Annotated in this window: 18 protein-coding genes; 14 read left to right on the top strand and 4 right to left on the bottom strand. The window is 39.7% G+C overall.

The features are described from left to right. Nucleotides 1-54 precede the first annotated feature (54 nt). From R2B72_RS06515 to R2B72_RS06505, 3 genes are all read left to right on the top strand, one after another. A complete protein-coding gene (locus tag R2B72_RS06515; protein ID WP_318615601.1) occupies nt 55-945 on the top strand; it encodes a PucR family transcriptional regulator in 891 nt (296 codons plus the stop codon). Between the two features lie 130 nt (nt 946-1075). Continuing rightward, nucleotides 1076-2173: a sn-glycerol-3-phosphate ABC transporter ATP-binding protein UgpC gene (locus tag R2B72_RS06510; protein WP_318615599.1), complete on the top strand. Its 1098-nt coding sequence runs from the start codon at nt 1076-1078 to the stop codon at nt 2171-2173. A 99-nt stretch (nt 2174-2272) separates the two neighbouring features. Beyond that, nucleotides 2273-3058, top strand: coding sequence for a hypothetical protein (locus R2B72_RS06505; protein ID WP_318615598.1), 786 nt, complete (start codon nt 2273-2275; stop codon nt 3056-3058). Nucleotides 3059-3137: 79 nt separating this feature from the next. On the opposite strand, the gene R2B72_RS06500 is transcribed toward R2B72_RS06505, so the two are convergent. After that, a complete protein-coding gene (locus R2B72_RS06500; protein ID WP_318615597.1) occupies nt 3138-3953 on the bottom strand; it encodes a serine protease in 816 nt (271 codons plus the stop codon). A gap of 98 nt (nt 3954-4051) precedes the next feature. Here R2B72_RS06500 and R2B72_RS06495 point away from each other — a divergent pair, with 98 nt between their 5' ends. Further along, nucleotides 4052-4276 (top strand): hypothetical protein, encoded by a 225-nt coding sequence (locus R2B72_RS06495; RefSeq protein ID WP_318615596.1) that lies wholly within the window; start codon nt 4052-4054, stop codon nt 4274-4276. A 10-nt stretch (nt 4277-4286) separates the two neighbouring features. Here the strand turns inward: R2B72_RS06495 and R2B72_RS06490 are convergent, their stop codons facing one another. Both R2B72_RS06490 and R2B72_RS06485 read right to left on the bottom strand, forming a co-directional pair. Further along, nucleotides 4287-5480, bottom strand: a complete 1194-nt coding sequence (locus R2B72_RS06490) for an ABC transporter permease (RefSeq protein ID WP_318615595.1) — start codon at nt 5478-5480, stop codon at nt 4287-4289. Nucleotides 5481-5581: 101 nt separating this feature from the next. Beyond that, on the bottom strand, nt 5582-6193 hold the full coding sequence (locus R2B72_RS06485) for a YesL family protein (protein WP_318615594.1): 612 nt from the start codon (nt 6191-6193) through the stop codon (nt 5582-5584). Nucleotides 6194-6571: 378 nt separating this feature from the next. Here R2B72_RS06485 and R2B72_RS06480 point away from each other — a divergent pair, with 378 nt between their 5' ends. The 4 genes from R2B72_RS06480 to R2B72_RS06465 all read left to right on the top strand — a co-directional run bounded on the left by R2B72_RS06480 (nt 6572) and on the right by R2B72_RS06465 (nt 10703). Continuing rightward, entirely contained in the window at nt 6572-7879 is a 1308-nt protein-coding gene (locus R2B72_RS06480; RefSeq protein ID WP_318615593.1) for a sugar ABC transporter substrate-binding protein, read from the top strand. 184 nt (nt 7880-8063) lie between these two features. Then, nucleotides 8064-8942 (top strand): sugar ABC transporter permease, encoded by an 879-nt coding sequence (locus R2B72_RS06475; protein WP_318615592.1) that lies wholly within the window; start codon nt 8064-8066, stop codon nt 8940-8942. A 32-nt stretch (nt 8943-8974) separates the two neighbouring features. Further along, nucleotides 8975-9781 (top strand): carbohydrate ABC transporter permease, encoded by an 807-nt coding sequence (locus tag R2B72_RS06470; protein WP_318615591.1) that lies wholly within the window; start codon nt 8975-8977, stop codon nt 9779-9781. A gap of 40 nt (nt 9782-9821) precedes the next feature. Beyond that, nucleotides 9822-10703: a Gfo/Idh/MocA family protein gene (locus tag R2B72_RS06465; protein WP_318615589.1), complete on the top strand. Its 882-nt coding sequence runs from the start codon at nt 9822-9824 to the stop codon at nt 10701-10703. A 52-nt stretch (nt 10704-10755) separates the two neighbouring features. Here R2B72_RS06465 and R2B72_RS06460 read toward each other — a convergent pair whose 3' ends face one another. Beyond that, a complete protein-coding gene (locus R2B72_RS06460) occupies nt 10756-12114 on the bottom strand; it encodes a hypothetical protein (protein ID WP_318615587.1) in 1359 nt (452 codons plus the stop codon). A 235-nt stretch (nt 12115-12349) separates the two neighbouring features. On the opposite strand from R2B72_RS06460, the gene R2B72_RS06455 reads away from it, so the two are divergent. The 6 genes from R2B72_RS06455 to R2B72_RS06430 are packed head-to-tail and all read left to right on the top strand — an operon-like array spanning nt 12350 to nt 19077. After that, nucleotides 12350-13366 (top strand): NAD-dependent epimerase/dehydratase family protein, encoded by a 1017-nt coding sequence (locus R2B72_RS06455; RefSeq protein ID WP_318615586.1) that lies wholly within the window; start codon nt 12350-12352, stop codon nt 13364-13366. Next, nucleotides 13367-14422 (top strand): dihydrodipicolinate synthase family protein, encoded by a 1056-nt coding sequence (locus R2B72_RS06450; protein ID WP_318615585.1) that lies wholly within the window; start codon nt 13367-13369, stop codon nt 14420-14422. A 12-nt stretch (nt 14423-14434) separates the two neighbouring features. Further along, nucleotides 14435-15433: a zinc-binding alcohol dehydrogenase gene (locus R2B72_RS06445; protein WP_318615583.1), complete on the top strand. Its 999-nt coding sequence runs from the start codon at nt 14435-14437 to the stop codon at nt 15431-15433. A gap of 24 nt (nt 15434-15457) precedes the next feature. Beyond that, nucleotides 15458-16510 carry a Gfo/Idh/MocA family oxidoreductase gene (locus R2B72_RS06440; protein ID WP_318615582.1) on the top strand — a complete coding sequence of 351 codons (1053 nt, stop codon included), beginning with the start codon at nt 15458-15460 and terminating at the stop codon, nt 16508-16510. After that, on the top strand, nt 16511-18067 hold the full coding sequence (locus tag R2B72_RS06435; RefSeq protein ID WP_318615580.1) for an FAD-dependent oxidoreductase: 1557 nt from the start codon (nt 16511-16513) through the stop codon (nt 18065-18067). A gap of 29 nt (nt 18068-18096) precedes the next feature. Then, nucleotides 18097-19077 (top strand): acetylxylan esterase, encoded by a 981-nt coding sequence (locus R2B72_RS06430; RefSeq protein ID WP_318615579.1) that lies wholly within the window; start codon nt 18097-18099, stop codon nt 19075-19077. Nucleotides 19078-19415: the final 338 nt, after the last annotated feature.

Below are 19415 nucleotides of genomic sequence, written 5' to 3'. Positions count from 1 at the left end.
GCCATAGGAAAAGCTCCTTTGGCGTTTTTAATATATTCAATGGAGGGCATGTCAATGATCAGTCAACTACGTAAAATCTATCCTTCACTAATTATTTACTCTGAAGGTCAGGACTTTGTAGACCGTACATATAAGTGGTTTGTCATAAATAACGATGAAATTATTGGTATTCATGAAGATGAATTGACGCAAAAAGATGCTTCCGTATTAGCTACTTTTTTAGTACCTTATAACGTCAACTTTCCAATTCCTACGGATGAAGAACAAAAGTGGAGTAAAGTCATTCATGGGGCTGAATCAAGTGCTAATGATGCATTAAAATGGACAAGTCCTTATCGTTTTGTCTACTTTTCCATTAAAAAAAATGAAATTGATCCGATTGTCTTTAAAAGTGCGATACAGGAACTTTTTGCTAAACCAGTTCCTATTCTATGGGCTAATGGCTCTGAAGGGATCATTATTGAGGAACAAACGACAGCTGAAGAAAGCACTTCTTATGAACAAATCATTGATTTATTAATGAGTGATTTATATGTTAAAATCAACTTCTTTGTTGGCCCTTATCGGCAAGGGAAAGAAGGAATCGCGCAACATTATCATTCTTTATTCAATGCAGCCAAGAACGTATTTGTTTATTCAAATAAGGCGGTTGTGACGTATATAGACGCTATTCCTTATTTGCTTATTCATCAAACGGATTCGGACTTTCGTTCTGATATGAGCAACACTGTTTTGCAAGAATATAAGGATGATGAAGAAACGTTAAAAATGATTGAGACGTTTGTACAATGTAATTTGAATTTATCGGAAACGTCAAAAGCGCTACATATGCACCGCAACAGTTTACAATATCGGTTGGATCGTTTTTTCGAGAAAACGGGCATAGATATACGACAGTTTCACCAGGCGATGACCGTGTATTTGGCATTGTTAGCGAGAAAATAGCACGTTATGTAAATGTGCACGAAGATGATACGAATCTTTGTGCATATTCACCATTCCTCAAATAGTCAAATTATTGTATGCTGTTACTAGTTAGTGAAAGCACTTACATACAAACTTAGGGGGAAAGAAAATGGCAGATTTGCAATTAAAGAATATACGAAAAGTTTATGATAAAGATGTTGTCTCTGTAAAAGATTTTAGTTTGGAAATTAGAGATAAAGAGTTTTTAGTATTGGTAGGTCCATCTGGTTGCGGTAAATCAACAACACTTCGAATGATTGCTGGTTTGGAAGAAATTTCAGATGGAGATCTTTTCATCGGCGGCAAACGCGTAAATGATGTGCCACCAAAAGATCGTGACATCGCGATGGTTTTCCAGAACTATGCGCTATACCCACATATGAATGTTTATGATAATATGGCATTTGGTCTTAAGCTTCGTAAATTGAAAAAAGATGAAATCAAAAAACGTGTAGATAATGCAGCAAAAATTTTAGGACTAGAAGAAATGTTAACGCGTAAACCGAAAGCGTTATCAGGTGGTCAACGTCAGCGTGTTGCATTAGGACGAGCGATCGTTCGTGATGCTGAAGTATTCCTAATGGATGAGCCACTATCAAACTTGGATGCTAAATTACGTGTGCAAATGCGTGCGGAAATCCAAAAATTACACAGACGTCTTCAAACAACAACTGTCTATGTAACGCATGACCAAACGGAAGCGATGACAATGGCTACACGCCTTGTTGTTATGAAAGATGGTATTATACAGCAAGTAGGGGCTCCTAAAGAAGTATATGATGAGCCGAATAACGTGTTTGTTGGTGGCTTTATCGGTTCACCGGCTATGAACTTCTTGAATGGTAAGCTAGAAGGCGAACATTTTGTGATGGGCAATGTAAAAGTTCTTGTTCCAGGCGGAAAAATGAAAGTGCTTCGTGAGCAAGGTTATGTTGGCAAGAACATCATTCTAGGTATTCGTCCAGAAGATATTCATGATGAGCCGTTATTCATCGATGCTTCTCCTGAAACGAAAATTACAGTGAGTGTTGAAGTTGCTGAATTAATGGGAGCAGAAATTATTTTATATTCTAAAGTAGATAACCAAGATTTTGTAGCTCGAGTTGATGCACGCTTCAATGTTGTAGCTGGTGAAACAGTTGACTTAGCTTTCAATCTTGCGAACGCACACTTCTTCGATTGCGATACTGAATTACGTATTCATTAATAGATGAGTGAAACCGCCAAGGGATATACAATCCTTTGGCGGTTTTAAGTATGGTAAAATGAAAGACGAAAAAGTGTTTGAAACAAAGGTGGAGATTGAGTGGAAGAGTTAAAACGCCGGTTAACGAAGGAGATTCAACAGGACTTCAATGTGAAAATATTGGAATCCCTGTCATGGAATTTGCCGGTCCATACCATTGAAATTGCCTATCAAACGGTGAAACGCACGCAAATGGATATCTTGATGAAAATGATGTTGTTGGCTTTTCAAACAGAAGAAATTGCCGATGCAGAAGAATTAAGTGACATACTGCTCGTTGAACAACTGTTCATTAATGATTTGATTGATAAAATGTCGAGAACGGGTGTCCTAGATACTAAGGGAAACTCTTTTGTATTAACGGAGGCGGGGAATGAGCAGCTAGACAGTGGAATTTTCGCTCATGAACCAGAAGATGGGACTAAAGAGGCGTTGTATAGTCCATGTCATGAAACGTTTCTGACTGGAAATCTAGAAGCGTGTTCATCAGTTGAAGGGCAAGAAACGTACCGTTATCACAAAGAATATGCCGATTGGACGGTTAAGTCACTGGCAAAAACTGATGCCATCACTGCGCTACAATCACTGGAAGTAGAATCTAGTGAAGGAAACACTCAAATTGTCATCTCTAAAATAGTATCTGCTACGAATGTACAAACGGATGCAGTGCTTTGTCTTGAATTTCGACTGTACAATAAAGCAGAGGACGTGCTGTATGCACGAGTTTGGAATACGCTGTTAGGGCATTGGGATAAAACGCTGGAAGCACAAATAAATGAACAAGAACGGAAGGAGTGGCGGGAGAGTTATTTATCTGAATTCAGCCCAAGACCCCCACTTTCATAAAATCCGGACGCAATCACGCCTCGGTGTGATTGATGAAAATGGACAAGAGACTGCTCGTCGTGAGCAGTCTCTTGTCCACTTATTCATCCACCTGCTGGTCATAATACGCATCAATCGGCACAAAGAGTCCAACCTTGCCATATGTTTCATGATCTAACGTAGCAAACACGACTCCAATCACTCGGCCATCATGATTGAGGACAGGACTCCCGCTATTACCGCGGTAAACGGGTGCTTTCATCATCACGACGGGTTCATCCCAATCACTTAGTAGGAGGTAATCAATAACGGTTCCTTCATTGGCAATACCTGTGAATTTTAACGGATTACCGATAAAATAGATCGGTTCATCATCTGTAAAGGTTGTCTGGTCCGCTAGCTCCAAATAGGGCAAGTCTTCACCGTCTATTTGTAGTACAGCGAGGTCGATGGACGGATATGTATGGACAACATCGGCGGTAAACAATCCTTTCTCTGGGAAAGAGACTGTTACCTTGTTATTACCTTCGACAACATGATGATTTGTTAAAAGTGTTCCATCGCTCGAAATGGCGAATCCGGTGCCTTTGCTATCAGCTGTTGTAATAACGACAACAGATTTTTTATAGGCAGCAATATCGTCTTGTGCAGATAATTGCGCAGAAGTCTTGACGAATTCAATGGCAGGGATTGAATAGACTTCAAAAATAATGGTAAATGTATTGAAGGTTAGCATACCTGCAATGAGCCAGAACAGCCATTTAGGAAAATTGTGTCTAGGCTTGAGTTGCTGTTGATCAGCATTGGCAAGCGCTTCCCGCTGTGCTTCCAACACAAGGTCTTGCAGCTCATCATCATCTATTTCTTCATGTTCGTTGTAGTTCAAGAAATCACATCCGCTCGTCAATGTAGTCAATTGTATGACTTCATTATACATGAGATTTGCATTAACTTTTTGAAAAAGGGCTAGTATGATAAAATGAAAGAAAGAATTTACTGAAATGAGGGACTATGATGAGTAAATGTACAGTGGATCATTCACTTGAGGATGTTAGAAACAAACTAGGGGAGCAAAGTTTATTTTTGCCACGGGACTTACATGAACTATACCAGCTATTTTTGGACGAACAACTGGATCAAGTAACATTAAATATGATTTTTCATTTGTTAAAGAAGTATGATTTAGCTTCAGAAGAAGTGCGAGAGCAAAGAAATGCCGAATTACGAAAGCTTGTGTGAAGCGGATGAGTTATCGATCTGCAGGATGAGTTAAAATCCGCTTCGCTATAAAGCTACATACAAACCAATAAAAAAACAGTATTTCAAGTGCAATCATGCCTATCATTTTGATCTGGAAGACATGAACAAGCAAAGTTACATTCAACAGCACCAATTGCAAAAGCAACAGACTTAGTAGAAGTGTTTTGAAAGACTTCTTCATCATCGCTGTAGAAATCGGATACGTATGAGAATAGTCATTAAGTGTGTGTTTCAAAGGCAAAAGCTGATAGCCAGTAAAAAATAGTATTGGAAAAATGATCAACCAGCCGTAGGTAGGCACAAAATAAATCATCGTGCAGCCGATGATTGTCAATCGTACATACAAATAATAAAATTCATTCAACCGAACAAATAAATGTGCAAATAAGTACGTATAAGCAGAAGATTGCTGATAAGATATTGCTCTTTTGACAGACCATCCTAACTGTCTTCGAGGTTTGAATGAATAGGTTAGGTGAGGAACATCAATATATAGATGAATAAACTTGTACACTTTCTCCAAGGTCTTTTCCTCTCGAAGTATTAAAAAATTCCATTGCACTGCTGTTGTTTTCTTGTTTACTACATAAAACCAAAGCACGCTATTCACGAGTATTAGACTTCCCGCAATTAGCCAAGCATCGACAAATAACAAATAAAGAATAGTGACGAATAATAAAAAACGGATCATTCTATGGGTGAACAATTGAAATGAATTTACTAGCCATTGTTCAACCCATATCAGGCGGATATTGAGAAGGAGTAAACCCGAAAAAGCAAGCGGGAACATAATCATTGCAATCCCATTTAATCGAATCAAAGGACTTAGGATCATTAGTAAAATGATTAGCTGCACGGCATGGATACACGCGCTATACACCATTGATTTTCTAAAATAGGTAGACAATCTAGCCTCTGCAGGCATTAAAAAGATGACATCTGCTTGTTTCAAAAATGTACGAATGCCTGTTGTTAAGAAAAACGAGGTGACAACAAGTGCTGCAAGTAGTTCGGTAGGGAAAGATGAAGGCATCCATTTGACAAAATTTGTATAATAATAAAGAAAAACTGCGCCAAAGATAATAAAAGAATAGACAACACTCATCGTAATAACTGAAAAGTATCGAATAATTTCACTGTAAAATTCCTTTACTCGTTTGTTCCATATGGAGTTAATATTCATCCATTCACCTCAATTTCAGAAAGAAGTTTTTGTGAGAAAAATTTGCTACATGTAAACAGCCCCTGGTATTACGTACAATACCATGGGGCTGTTTTGTATGCTCATATGCTCTGCCGTCTCTCAATTCGTGCAAATGCCCTGATGCTAATGAATGTCGCTGCATATGCAAAGACACTGCCGGTGAATATCGGAATAATCCCGGGAAGGATGGTCGTGACAAAGAAGATAATGGCAGCTGAAGCACCAATCGCGATCACTTCAATCGGTGATGTAATGGAGATGAATAAGGATTGCTTGAAGTATTGGAAGAACTTCAAATCAAAATGTGCATAGACTGGAAAGAAAAATAACAATGTAACAATGCCTGAAATTAAAATGAAAATTAAGACCGGGTATAGAAATTCTAATTTGCCACTATTCAATTGTAAGAAATAAAAATCGAAATAAAAAAAGTATGCAATAAGTAAAAAAATCATTCCAAAACCGTTTGCTTGTAAAAAGTTGGAACGAAATGAAGTCCAATAGGCAGGAAATATTTTAATGCTTTCTTCGTTATTAATCAATTTTCGGACAACTATAAACATGGCAGCTGTTGCTGGGAATATACCAAATAACCCCAAACCAATGGCTGAAAAAAGTATCCAGAGCACATTGATATATATCACTTCAATCATTTTATAAGCGATTCTATTAAACTTCTCCCACCCTACCAAATGTCTCACCTCTCAAAATTAACTATATATTGAGAACGACTAAAATTGCAACTACATTATTGGTAGGGAGGAAGAATACACCAAAATAATAATTGTGTGTCTCTAATTAAAGACGCTTTAGGGACTTGTCTCTTGATAAGGAATCATGTAATCTGAAAACAAGTAATTTAATAATTTGATATTTTTTATGTATTGAGTGAATTGTTGTTTGAAATGGAAAATGATTACGCTTTCATTCACTGGGTACCAATGTTTAAAAAATAAGGTAAAAATCTAGACAGCTAAGGTGTTGAATAGTTAGGGAGGTGCAAGTCATATAGTACTAGTTCAACAGATTGAAAGCAATCACATTCATAACATTAGAGAGGGGTCATGTTGATGAAAAAGCTTTGGTTATTTCTGGTACTCGTTTTGCTGGGGGCTTTGATTGTAGGATGTAGCGCAGATGACACGGGGACAAAGGAAGAAGGGGCGGCCGAGCCAGCAGTAGCAGGAGAGGTGGAAAAACAAGAGCCTGAAGAAGAGGCGAAAGAAGAAGGCTTGTCTGGGGAAATTACGGTTTGGGCACATCCTTTCACAGGTGACCAAGAAATAGAAGGCGCTATGTGGAAAGAAATTATTGCTTCTTATGAAGACCAAACAGGGGTAAAAGTAAACTTTGAACAAATTCCATGGGCAAACCGCGATCAAAAAGTACTTACAGCACTAGCTGCGAATAATGGTCCGGATGTTTTCTATGTGATTCCAGACCAAATGCCACAGTATGCGGACGCTGGGATGCTTTTAGCGCTTGATCCTTATTTAGAAGGCTTTGACATTGATGACTTTGTCGACACAGCATTGGTGTCTACTACTTGGAAGGATGAGTTATACGGACTTCCGATTTTACAAGAAGCGTACACATATATTTATAATGTTGATGTCATTAAAGCGATTGGTGAAGATCCAGAAAAATTACCAGCAACGTGGTCAGAGTTTGAGCAATGGGCTCAAAAAGCGAAAGACAAAGGGTTTTATGCAACAAGTTTCCAAGGTGGAGGCTCTATGAACGGAACATTGTATCCATTCCTATGGCAAGCTGGTGGAAATGTCGTCACGGATAGTAATGAAGTGTTGATCAATAACGAAGCTGGAGTAGAAGCATTTACGTTTATCAAAAAAATGTATGATGAAGGTTGGATTCCAGCGGATTCAATTACGGCAATGGAGCATGATGCGATTTGGGACAGCGGAAAGATGTTAGCTGTTCAAGGTTCAGGTATTTCAGTTAGTCGTTTATTGAACAACCAGCTTTTTGACTTTGTCATTGCGCCACCGATGAAAAACAAAGAGCAATTGACGTATGGTACAACGGGAATGTTCGTTGCGCCGATTAATACGGATAATCCAGCTGCAGCTGCAGAATTCATCAAAATCATGACGAATACAGAAAATCAAAAGAAATTTAATACGGTTACACAATATATTCCAACTCGAGAATCTGCAAAAGATATTTTCGGAGATCAAAAATATCTTAGCCAGTTAGCGGGTTACACGCAATACGCATTGCCTGGCGTGATTCATCCAGAAGGACGAACAATTATGCCATTAATACAAGCAGAACTTCAAGCAATGCTAGAAGGCAAGAAAACACCTCAAGAAGCAGCGGATGCAGCGGCAGCCTCTGTTCAGGCGAAGATGAAATAACAAAGGCATAAGCTGTAATTGAAAATGGAGTAGTCCAGCAAAGAGTTTGATCAGTTAACGATCAAGCTCTTTGTTACTAATGTACAGAATTCATTACGCCTCGGCGTCCAAATCAAGTGAAGGGGTGAGTACACTGAGTAAAGCATTAACTTCTAAAAAGAGTAAACTGCCTTTAGGAGAGCGATTGAAGCGTGAATGGAAGCGCAATGCGATTGTTTATATTGTTTTAGTACCCGTTATTATTCATTTTATTATTTTTCAAGTCTATCCGTTTTTATTAAGCTTTTATTTAACTTTTATGGATTGGAAAGTGATTGGTGACCCTGAATTTGTAGGACTCAAACATTGGAAGTATTTGTTGACGGATAAATTAGCTTGGAAGGCTATTTGGAATACAATCATGTTTTCAGTCTATTACATTGTGCCGACGATGGCCTTGGGGCTTGTTCTCGCGCTCATTATTAATTCGGGGGTTAAATTAGCAGGCTTTTTCAAAGGGATTTTCTTCTTACCCGTTGTGACGTCTTTTGTTATTGTTGCGGGCATTTGGGGTTGGTTATTTAGAGGAACAGAAGCTGGGCTAATCAACTATTTACTTAGTTTTATAGGAGTCGAACCACAATTATTTTTATCGAATTCTAGCCAAGCCCTCGCGGTATTGGCGGGTTTGAGTATATTTAAAGTTGCTGGGACAACAATGATTTATTATTTTGCGGGACTTCAATCGATTGATCGTGGATTGTATGAGGCAGCACGTATTGATGGCGCTTCTTCTTTAAAAATATTTTGGAATATCACATTTCCTTTATTAAAGCCCATTCACTTTTATGTGGCAATCACAACGACAATCGGTTCCTTTCAAATTTTCGATTCGGCCTACTTATTAACAGGTGGGGGTCCAAGTTATGCAACGACGACGATTGTCTATTATTTGTATGAACAAGGATTTACGAGCCTTAATTTGAGCTATGCTGCTGTACTTTCTTATGTCTTGTTTTCAATCATTTTAGTGATATCTCTCGTTCAGCGAAAGTATTTGGGTAAGGACTCCAACCATTATTAATAGACGGTCGCATTTAGAAAGGAGACTGACAAATGGTTAAAAAAATTATCACATATATAGCGTTATTTATTTTGGGATTTTGTTTTTTATTACCCTTTGCGATTATGATTTTAGGCTCTTTTAAAGATGTTCAATTTGCGCAGTTAGATCCTCTTTTTTGGATACCTGACGATCCGACATTGAAAAACTATGTCTATATTATGAGAGATGGCCTATTTGTACGTTGGATTTTCAATTCGGTTATTATTACCGTTATTCCAGTGGCTACGCAAATGCTGTTTTGTGCAGTTTTGGGCTATATTTTTGCGAAGAAACAATTTGTGGGACGAGAAACAATATTTTGGATTTTTATGGCAGTTATCATGATTCCGCAACAGCTATTAATCATTCCAAAGTATATTATGTTCTCTGATTTCGGTTGGATCAATACATATTGGGCATTGATCGTTCCAGAGTTATGGGGAATTATGGGCGTCTTTTTAGTGAGACAGTTTTTACAAAGTATACCGAATGACTTGGAAGAAGCTGCTTATATCGATGGTGCGAATGATATCCAAATCTTTTTCAAGGTTATTTTGCCGCTTTCAGTACCCGTTGTTGCGACGGTCGGCACATTTTCCTTTATTTCAAACTGGAATGATTTGTTCCAACCGTTGATTTACTTAACACAAGAAAAAATGTTTCCGATTACGCTTGGTTTAGCATCAATGCTTGGTAAAGAAGGAAATTTTGGTGTTGAAATGGCCGGTTCAGCGGTATCCTTTATCCCAACTTTTCTCATTTTCTTGTTCTTCCAGCGCTACTTTACGGAAGGTATTCAAATGTCTGGTATGAAATAATAACACTCAACAGTAAGGGGAGAGAGTCCTGAAAATTGGCATGATAGGTCTCGACACATCACATGCAGTAGCCTTTACAAAATTATTAAATAATCCGCATGAAAGCTATCATGTGCCAGGTGGAGAAGTAGTAGTTGCTTTTGCGGGTGGCTCACCTAATTTTGAGTTAAGCATGTCACGTGTTAAAGGATTTACAGAGCAGCTTTGCACTCGCTTTCATGTGAAAATTGTGGATTCTATTGAGCAGGTTGCCGCTGAAAGTGATGCAATTTTATTGGAGTCAGTGGATGGAGCTGTTCATCATGAGCAGTTGCGTGCTATCGTTGCCTATCAAAAACCAATCTTTATTGATAAACCTTTTAGCTTAAGCTCACAAGTGGCAAGCGATATGATTCGGTTAGCGGAAGATTATCAAACACCTTTGATGAGTACATCTGCACTTCGTTATGCAGAAGGGCTAACGGGAATTTTGCAGCAGGTAGATAAAGGAAAAATAATAGGGGCTGATTGCTTTGGACCGATGGAAATGCAAGCGACACAACCGGGTTTCTTTTGGTATGGCATTCACACGGTTGAAATGTTGTTTGCCATTTTAGGTCGAGGTGCTCAATCAGTTATGACTTTATCCAGTGAGGGACACGATGCCATTACAGCGAGTTGGACGGATGGACGTATCGGGACGATTAGAGGGAATCGACATGGAAATTCCCAGTTTGGAGCCATCATTCACTTTGAGCACGGTAGCGAATTTGTCGCTATACATGCACAGCAAAAGCCTTATTATGCAAGCTTATTGGAGCAAATTATCGCTTTTTTTCAGGATGGTGTTTCAAGGGTGCCTTTGCAGGAAACACATGAGATAATCCGTTTGATTGAGGCGGCTAATGAAAGTCTCCGAACTGGAAGAATAGTTCAACTTTGAGGTGTTAAAAAACCGCCAGCAAGAAATATTGTTCTTCCCAGCGACATAGTATTCAAGATTTTAGTTCGTCTTCGATAAAGCTGAGGCGATAAATGCGGCGTGGACGTCCTTTATGCGTGACTTTCTCTTCGCCTACAATATCAACTAATTCAGCATCCATCCATTTCAACAAAATTCGGTTGGCGCTCCTGATGGTCACGTTCAGTGTTGAGGCTAGTTCTTGGGCGGTATATTCGATTTTTTTATGCCTTGAAACACGTGCCATTAATTTGGTCATATAGGCAGCAGACATGCCTGCTTTTTCGGCTTTGTCTAATAGATGAGGGTCAGTAATGGCTAAATTATATCGTTCGTATTGTTTGTGTGTTGTAATATCGACGGGACCTAATACACTTCGATCTTCTCGCACAATATAGCACACATTGCCGCCCAATTCTTTCGATTGGCGAAGAGCGAGCCGTGCATGATTACCCGCTTCAGCAGCGGAACGACCAAAGCCGACGCCAAGACTAATGGTAATGCTGAGCTCGTTTTGGACATCTTGCAATAAGGGAATGAATTTATAGCCTCTTGTTTCACGTTCAAAAATCCCGCGAGTCGTAATGAAAGAATATTCCTCGCCGCCTAAATTGATGAGGTGTCCATCTAGCGATTTAATATAATCAAGCAACATTTGCTGAATGGCTAATTTAAATAGTTGGACATCATGCTCAGAAGAATATTTCTCCGCGACGCCTTTAAAGTTATCGATATTTATAAGACCGAATACGATTTGTGCTTCTTTATTTCTTCGAGTGTTAGTAGCTAACAAAGCACGTTCTAATGAGACAATCATATCTTGTTGCGTAGGCGTTACCCATTCATGAGGGATATTAAGGGCTAGTAATTGAGTAGCGACCTCCTGAATGCCGGTAAGTGCAATGGCGTTGTGTTGTTGATAATTATGTACATGAAATTGCACGAATTCTTCAATGACGGTCTGTTGTGATAGGTTTTTAAAGACAAGGAGTTCATAGTGATCTTCTTCAAGCTCGGATAAAATTTGTTCGACATATTTTTTTTCAACAGTATCGATAGATAAGCAGGTTAAACTGTGTCTGCTTTTAATAATAAATAATGATCTGTAGAGCCCAGTGCCCATTAGCGGCATATGGTGTACGGGAATGGTGAATTCCAAAACTTGTTTAACACTATTGTAGGAATGATATTCTGTAAATAGTAAGACTTCTACCTCGTTCATCAACTCTGTTGTTATGTCTCGTAGTGAGCTACTCGAATCGATCATTTGAAAAATAGGCTTAAAGTTTGGAAATGTTTTCAACGTTTCACGTGTTTGATCAACCAGTGCCTTCGGACCAATAATGCCGATTTTAATATCTGAATTATCTTGCACACTATTTTGTCTATGCATGAACGGTTTCCTCCTTGTCAGTGTCTGTTAATCTACTATTTTGCTTATCATACTTTCTTCTTGTAAATCTGTCAAAAAACAAGGCAGGCTAGTGATTAGAAAGATATTAATACTATTTTATTAAAGGACTTAATTAAGACTTGTCTTTTAATGGTGCCCTACATACAATTATGAATGAATCCAGTTTTTGAGAAAAAAGATGATTGCTTTATATAAAATAGCTAGGAGTGATGAAATGAATACGCTTACAGAACTTGAGGACTTTATGACAACACCATCTGCAGAATTGATCGCTGATCTTGTGTTGATAGAGGGCGATATTTTAATTTTAGGGGTAGGAGGTAAAATGGGACCTACATTAGCGAAAATGACAAAGAGAGCAATTGATCGAGCCGGTCTAGATAAAAAGGTCATTGGCGTTTCTCGTTTTTCCTCTGGCAGTTTACAACAAGAATTAGAGAACTTTGGAATTGAAACAATTGCCGCGGACTTATTAAATGATGCACAGCTTCAAGCATTGCCAGAAGTGAAAAATGTGATTTTTATGGCTGGCAATAAATTTGGAACGGCTGGTAACGAACATTTCACCTGGGCTATGAATGCCTATTTACCTGGCAGAATCGCGGAGAAGTTTAAAAAATCTCGGATTGTTGCCTTTTCATCTGGCAATGTCTATCCATTAACGGACGTAGTAAATGGCAATTGCTCGGAAGAAACAGAACCGAGTCCGATTGGAGAATATGCACAGTCTTGTTTAGGCAGAGAGCGAGTACTGACCAATTTTTCACGTGCGAATGACACGCCTATGCTGCTGTTCCGACTAAACTATGCGATTGACATGAGATACGGAGTGTTACTCGAAATCGCTCGACATGTCTTGGAAGGAAAAGCGATTGATTTGACAATGGGAAGCGTCAACGTGATTTGGCAAGGGGATGCGAACGAATATGCTGTGCGTTCATTATTGCATTGTGAGACACCTCCTAAAATTATGAATGTCACTGGACCAGAAACGATTTCAGTCCGCTGGTTGGCAGAGGAGTTTGGGACTCGATTTAAGAAGCAACCCTTATTTGTAAATGAAGAACAGCAGACATCCTTATTAAATAATGCTTCCAAAGCACACCAATTGTTTGGCTATCCAACAGTAACACTGCAACAGATGGTGGATATGACCGCAGAATGGCTAGCCAATAATGGTGAAACGTATAATAAACCAACTCATTTCCAAGAGCGTAAAGGAGCATTTTAAATGTTGAATCCTACTGTGAAAAAACAATTGCACGCTGGAGCAGTTATTCCAGCACATCCGCTTGCGTTAACAGAAGACCGGCAATTAGATGAGGCGGGTCAAAGGGCACTTACCCGCTATTATATGGACGCGGGTGTTGGAGGAATTGCTGTCGGTGTCCATACGACTCAATTTGAAATTCGAGATCCACGATTTAATTTATTTGAAAAAGTGTTAACACTCGCAATGGAAGAGATGGAAAGGGCACAAGTGGCTGATTCTTTTATCAAAATCGGTGGTATTAGTGGGCCGATTGGGCAGGCGATGGCAGAAGCGAAATTTATCAAATCACTTGGCTACGATCTAGGTTTGTTGAGTATGGGCGGTTTGCAAAATGCCTCCGAGCAAGAGTTATTGACGCGGACTGAGAAAATCGCAGAAATTATTCCTATTATCGGATTTTATTTGCAACCGGCGGTAGGTGGGCGTATGCTATCTTATGATTTTTGGCGACAGCTGGCGGAAATCCCGAATGTACATGGCATAAAGATCGCACCTTTTAATCGCTATCAAACGCTTGATGTGATTCGTGCGGTTTGCCATTCATCAAGAAATGAAGAGATTGCGATGTACACAGGCAATGATGACAATATTGTGAGCGATTTGCTAACGACCTATCGCATAGCGGTCAACGGTGAAAAGGTAGAAAAACAAATTGTGGGTGGGCTACTTGGGCATTGGTCAGTATGGACGAAAACAACCGTGGATCTTTTTAATCAAATAAAAGAGGTTCGATCCACGGGTTTGATTCCAAGCGAACTATTAACGCTAGGGCAAGAAATAACCGATGCCAATGCAGCTTTTTTTGACCCAAAACATCACTTTAAAGGCAGTATTGCTGGGATAAATGAAGTATTGGCAAGACAAGGACTGCTAAAAGGGCGTTGGTGTTTGCTAGATAAAGAAACATTAAGTCCGAATCAACTGGAAGAAATCAATCGGGTGTATGCGGATTATCCACATTTGAATGATGATGCATTTGTCAAAGAGAACTTAGCCAAGTGGTTTAGTAAGTAAGGAGCGAATGACGTGAAATCCATTGTTGCCAAAGATCAAAAAGTCCATATTGAAGAAGGAAGCAAGCCAATTATTAAACCTTCATTTTTGTTAATAAAGACATTGTATTCGGCCATTTCACCGGGGACTGAACTCAGCTTGATTGGAGCGAGCGAAAATCGAAAAATTTCATTAGGATATAGTGCGGTTGGAGTTGTAATGGAGTGCGGGGAAGGCGTAGCAGATTATCAAATCGGCGATACTGTGGCTTGTTATGGGGCTCCCTATGTTGGGCATTGTGAATTTTTAGTAGTGCCCATTACATTATGTGCAAAGGTTCCTACTGGCGTAGAACCGAAAGAGGCTGCTCTGGCGGGGATTGGTGCGATTGCGATTCATGCACTACGGGTTGCCAAGCTAACATTCGGAGAGACTGTCGTAATTGTTGGCTTAGGATTACTTGGACAAATGATTGCAAAAATAGCCGATGCTGCTGCATATGATGTGGTGGCCTTTGATGTTCAAGCTGAACGAGCAACAATGCTTCGGGATAAAGGAAATATTCGTTCCTTTTCTACTCTTTCAGAGATGGAAAGCGACATAGCGAAATGTACGAATAATCACGGAGCAGATGCAGTTTTGTTATGTGCAGGTGGGAAGCGTTCAACATTGACCCATCAAAGTTTAGAATGGATTCGCTCTCAAGGTACAGTTGTCATTGTCGGTGATATTGAACCTGATTTCCCTCGTGAGTTACTGTTTGGTAAGGAAGCTCAAATTTTGATTTCACGTGCTGGAGGTCCAGGGAGATATGATCAAGTGTATGAGAAACAAGCAATTGATTATCCATATGGATATGTGCGTTGGACAGAAGGGCGGAATGTAGCAGAATATTTACGTCTAGTACATGACAAGCGTATTGATGTTCAACCATTTTTAACGGATGTAGTGGATTTTCATGATGTGCCAGCTGCATATGATGAATTGATTCAGAAAAAGTCGACGACATTAACGAAGCTCATTACTTACTAATGGACCGATAAGGGAGTGTTAGAGATGTTAAATGTGGGTGTTATCGGGGGAGGCTCTATTTCAGAGTTTCATATTAAACCGTATGTAGCAAACGGTGAAGTAGAGTTAATTGCGCTATGTGATAGCAATGAGCAACGTCTTGCAGAAGCAGGTAAGCGTTATGGTGTTACGAATTTGTATAGTAACTACGCGGAACTGTTGAAAAATGGAGACATTGATGCAGTAAGCATTTGTACGTGGAATAACACACATGCAGAGATTGCCATTGCGGCATTAGAAGTAGGTAAGCATGTGTTGGTTGAGAAACCATTAAGTATGACGGTTGAACAAGCATTAGCTGTCGAAGCGGCAGTAGAGAAATCAGGGAAAATATTGCAGGTTGGATTTGTTCGGCGTCATGGCAATAATACAAAGCTACTCAAACAATTTATCGATCAAGATGAATTTGGTGAAATTTACTACGCTAAGGCTTCCTGCTTACGACGACTGGGTAATCCAGGCGGCTGGTTTAGTGATCAGGCGAAATCGGGCGGTGGACCACTTATTGATTTAGGCGTGCATATGGTTGATATCTGCTGGTATTTGATGGGTAAACCAAGACCTGTTTCGGTAAGCGGAAATACGTATTCAAAGCTAGGCAACCGCAGTCATATTGAAAACTTATCCTTCTACAAGGCAGCTGATTATAATCCGACAGTCAATGATGTAGAAGATTTGGCGAATGCGCTGATTCGTTTTGATAATGGAGCATCTTTGTATGTGGATGTTAGCTTTACACTTCATGCTAAAAAAGATGAACTATATGTTAAATTTTTCGGGGAAAAAGGCGGAGCTGAAATTGAGCCGAAATTAGCAATAGTGACAGAGAAAAACAATACGATATTAAATAGTACCCCGCAAATTGATAACCTTAGTTTTGACTTTGTCGGGGCGTTTGAAAATGAAATTAACCATTTTGTGGATTGCTGTTTAACTGGAAAAGAGACCATTGCACCTGTTGAAGATGGTGTGCAGGTCATGAAAATGTTAAATGCAGTGTATGAGTCAGCAAAAACAGGCAAAGAGGTTTATTTGTAAATGGAGACACTAAAGAAGGATGTTGTCATTATCGGCGGTGGACTTGGTGGTTGCGCAGCTGCATTGTCGGCCTGTTCCAATGGTTTACATGTGTTAGTAACAGAAGAAACCGATTGGATTGGTGGTCAAGTGACTGCGCAAGGTGTGCCGCCCGATGAACATCAGTGGATTGAACAATTTGGTTCAACTCGGAGCTATCGGGCGTATCGTCAAAAAGTACGTGACGCTTATTTACGAATAATGGATGTAAAAGTGAAGACAACGCCGTTTAATCCTGGAAATGGATTGGTGAGTAGTATTTGCCATGATCCGCGCGTGAGTCTGCATGTCTTACAGGAAATGCTCATGCCATTTATTTTAACGGGCCAGCTGACGATTATGACTAACACGGTGGCTATTTCGGTGAAGAGGGATGGTAGAATAGTCACTGGCGTTACATACAGAAATACAATGACAGAAACAGAGGGGGTGGCTAGTGCGCCGTATTTCATTGATGCAACAGAAGCAGGGGATTTATTGCCATTGGCTGCTGTTGAGTATGTAACAGGTGCAGAAGCAAAAGCAGCTACACATGAACCTCATGCATTGGAAATTGCGGACCCGAATGATATTCAAGCATTTACATATGTTCTTGGGATGGAATATCGACCAGGAGAAGATCACACGATTCAGGAGCCTGCGATGTACGCCTTTTGGAAAGAATTCCATCCCACTATTTGGCCAGATAACTATTTAAGCTTTTTTGCACCACATCCGATTACGAAAGAGAAAAGACAATATACGCTTTTTCGTGAGGACACAGGTTTTCCGCTTTGGGAATATCGACGTATTTTTGATAGACAACAATTTAATACGCCAGTGGCTGCTGGCGATGTCAGCTTGATGAATTGGCCACAAAGTGATTATTTCTTAGGAAATATTTATGATGTACCCGAAGCTGACAAGGATAGAAATCTCTATCAAGCAAAGCAGTTAAGCTTGTCACTTCTCTATTGGTTACAAACCGAAGCAGCCCGACCTGATGGCGGTAAAGGCTATCCAGGGTTACGACTTCGCAAAGATTTATTTGCAACGGAAGATGGATTGGCGAAAGCACCTTATATTCGAGAATCAAGGCGGATAAAAGCGGAGTATACAATCGTTGAGCAAGACGTTTCACCTGATTGTAATGAAGGGAAAACCGGAAAATTTTATGAGGATCGGATTGGGATAGGTTCATATAGCATAGACCTACATCCAAGTATGACGGGGAGAACCTATCTGGATATACAAGCATTACCTTTCCATATTCCTTTAGGTGCGCTAATCCCAAAAGACACAGCTAATCTGTTGGCGGGTTGCAAAAATATTGGTACAACACATATTACGAATGGTTGCTATCGCCTTCAGCCAACTGAATGGAATATTGGTGAAGCCTGCGGGGCATTAGTTGCCTTTTGTCTGAAAAATAATGCAGAGCCAAAGGCAGTGAGGGAAAATAAGCAATTGTTAACAACGTTTCAAGATTATCTAAGAAGAGATGGATTTGAATTGGAGTGGCCGAAAGAGTTTTATTAGGTTTACAACAATAAGGGGTGTGACAAGTAATGGGTAGACATGTTGGGGATTTCCCGCTTAAAGAATTACAAGCGTATCAGCCTGAATTAGTGAATCGTCCTGCCGATTTTGATATTTTTTGGAGTGAGCAAAAAAATAGAATGACCACAATCAAGCCCAAAGTGGTGATGGAGTGGCGGGATTATTCAGTACCAACAGTTGAGGTTGCTGACATTGTATTTGAAAGTTGGGATAGGACACCATTAAAAGGGCTTTTTGTTAAACCGAAGTCAGTCAAAGAGTGTCCGGTGATACTAAGCTTTCATGGCTATACCGGTAGTCGTGGGCTGCCAATTGATTACTTGAAATGGGCTGCTTTGGGCGTTGCAGTGGTAACTTTTGATATACGTGGGCAAGGAGATTCGCCTGATTTTGCACAATACGGCAATGGTAGTCGAATTCCAGGCTGGATGTTAAACGGAATTCAAAATCCAGAAAACTATTATTATACAAATGTTTATAGAGATATTTTAGTACAACTAAGTTGGATTAGGTCTAGTGACTTTCCGGTTATGGTGACGAAGTTTGGGCTTGTGGGTTCATCGCAAGGTGGAGGATTAGCTCTTAGTGCAGCCGGATTAGATAATAATGTCGATTTTGTTGTTGCGGACTTTCCATTCATAGCTCATTTTGAACGTGCGCTAGACATTGCGCTTAACGGTCCCTGTTTAGAAATTGTGAATTACTTCAAGTGGAATGATCCGCAGTATAAGACTTACGATCAAGTGATGCAGACATTAGGTTATATTGATTGTGCTCATTTCTGTGATTCTATTAGTTGCCCTGCATTACTAGCGATTGGCTTAGAAGATAGTGTAACACCACCATCAACGGTTTTCGCTGCATACAATCATATCCATTCAAGTGACAAAAGGATTGAGGTTTATCCGCAATTTCCGCATGAGATTGTCCCATCACACGAAGAAAAGAAATTGGAGTTTGTTATGAGTCAGTTGCAAAAAGAAGATTGAGGAAGCGTAATAGAATCAATTTCATTATAGAACAATTATCCTGAAATCCGAACAAGGTTGATTTGCGCTTCAGGGGGACGCTTTCCGTGGGCACGGATTCAGTCAATCGAACAGCGCAGTGTTCGTTTTGTAATAAACTCTTCGCCTTTTTGCAGAAATTTTACATCCTGCCCTCAACGCTTTGCTTTTGTTCGCAAAAGCCGTTCTTAGTGACGGCTTTCGTTGGAGTCGCCGCCTTCCGCTCCAATCAACGATAATAAAACATCATATTCATGAACATTCAATCGAATAGTCATACAATCATTCGACTTTTCAATTGATATAGGGAATTATGAAAT

Origin of the sequence: Sporosarcina sp. YIM B06819 (genome assembly GCF_033485175.1) — a bacterium.
Taxonomy (GTDB): domain Bacteria; phylum Bacillota; class Bacilli; order Bacillales_A; family Planococcaceae; genus Sporosarcina.
The sequence above is the reverse complement of the archived record's forward strand: the minus strand, read 5'-3'. Positions and strand labels throughout refer to the sequence as shown.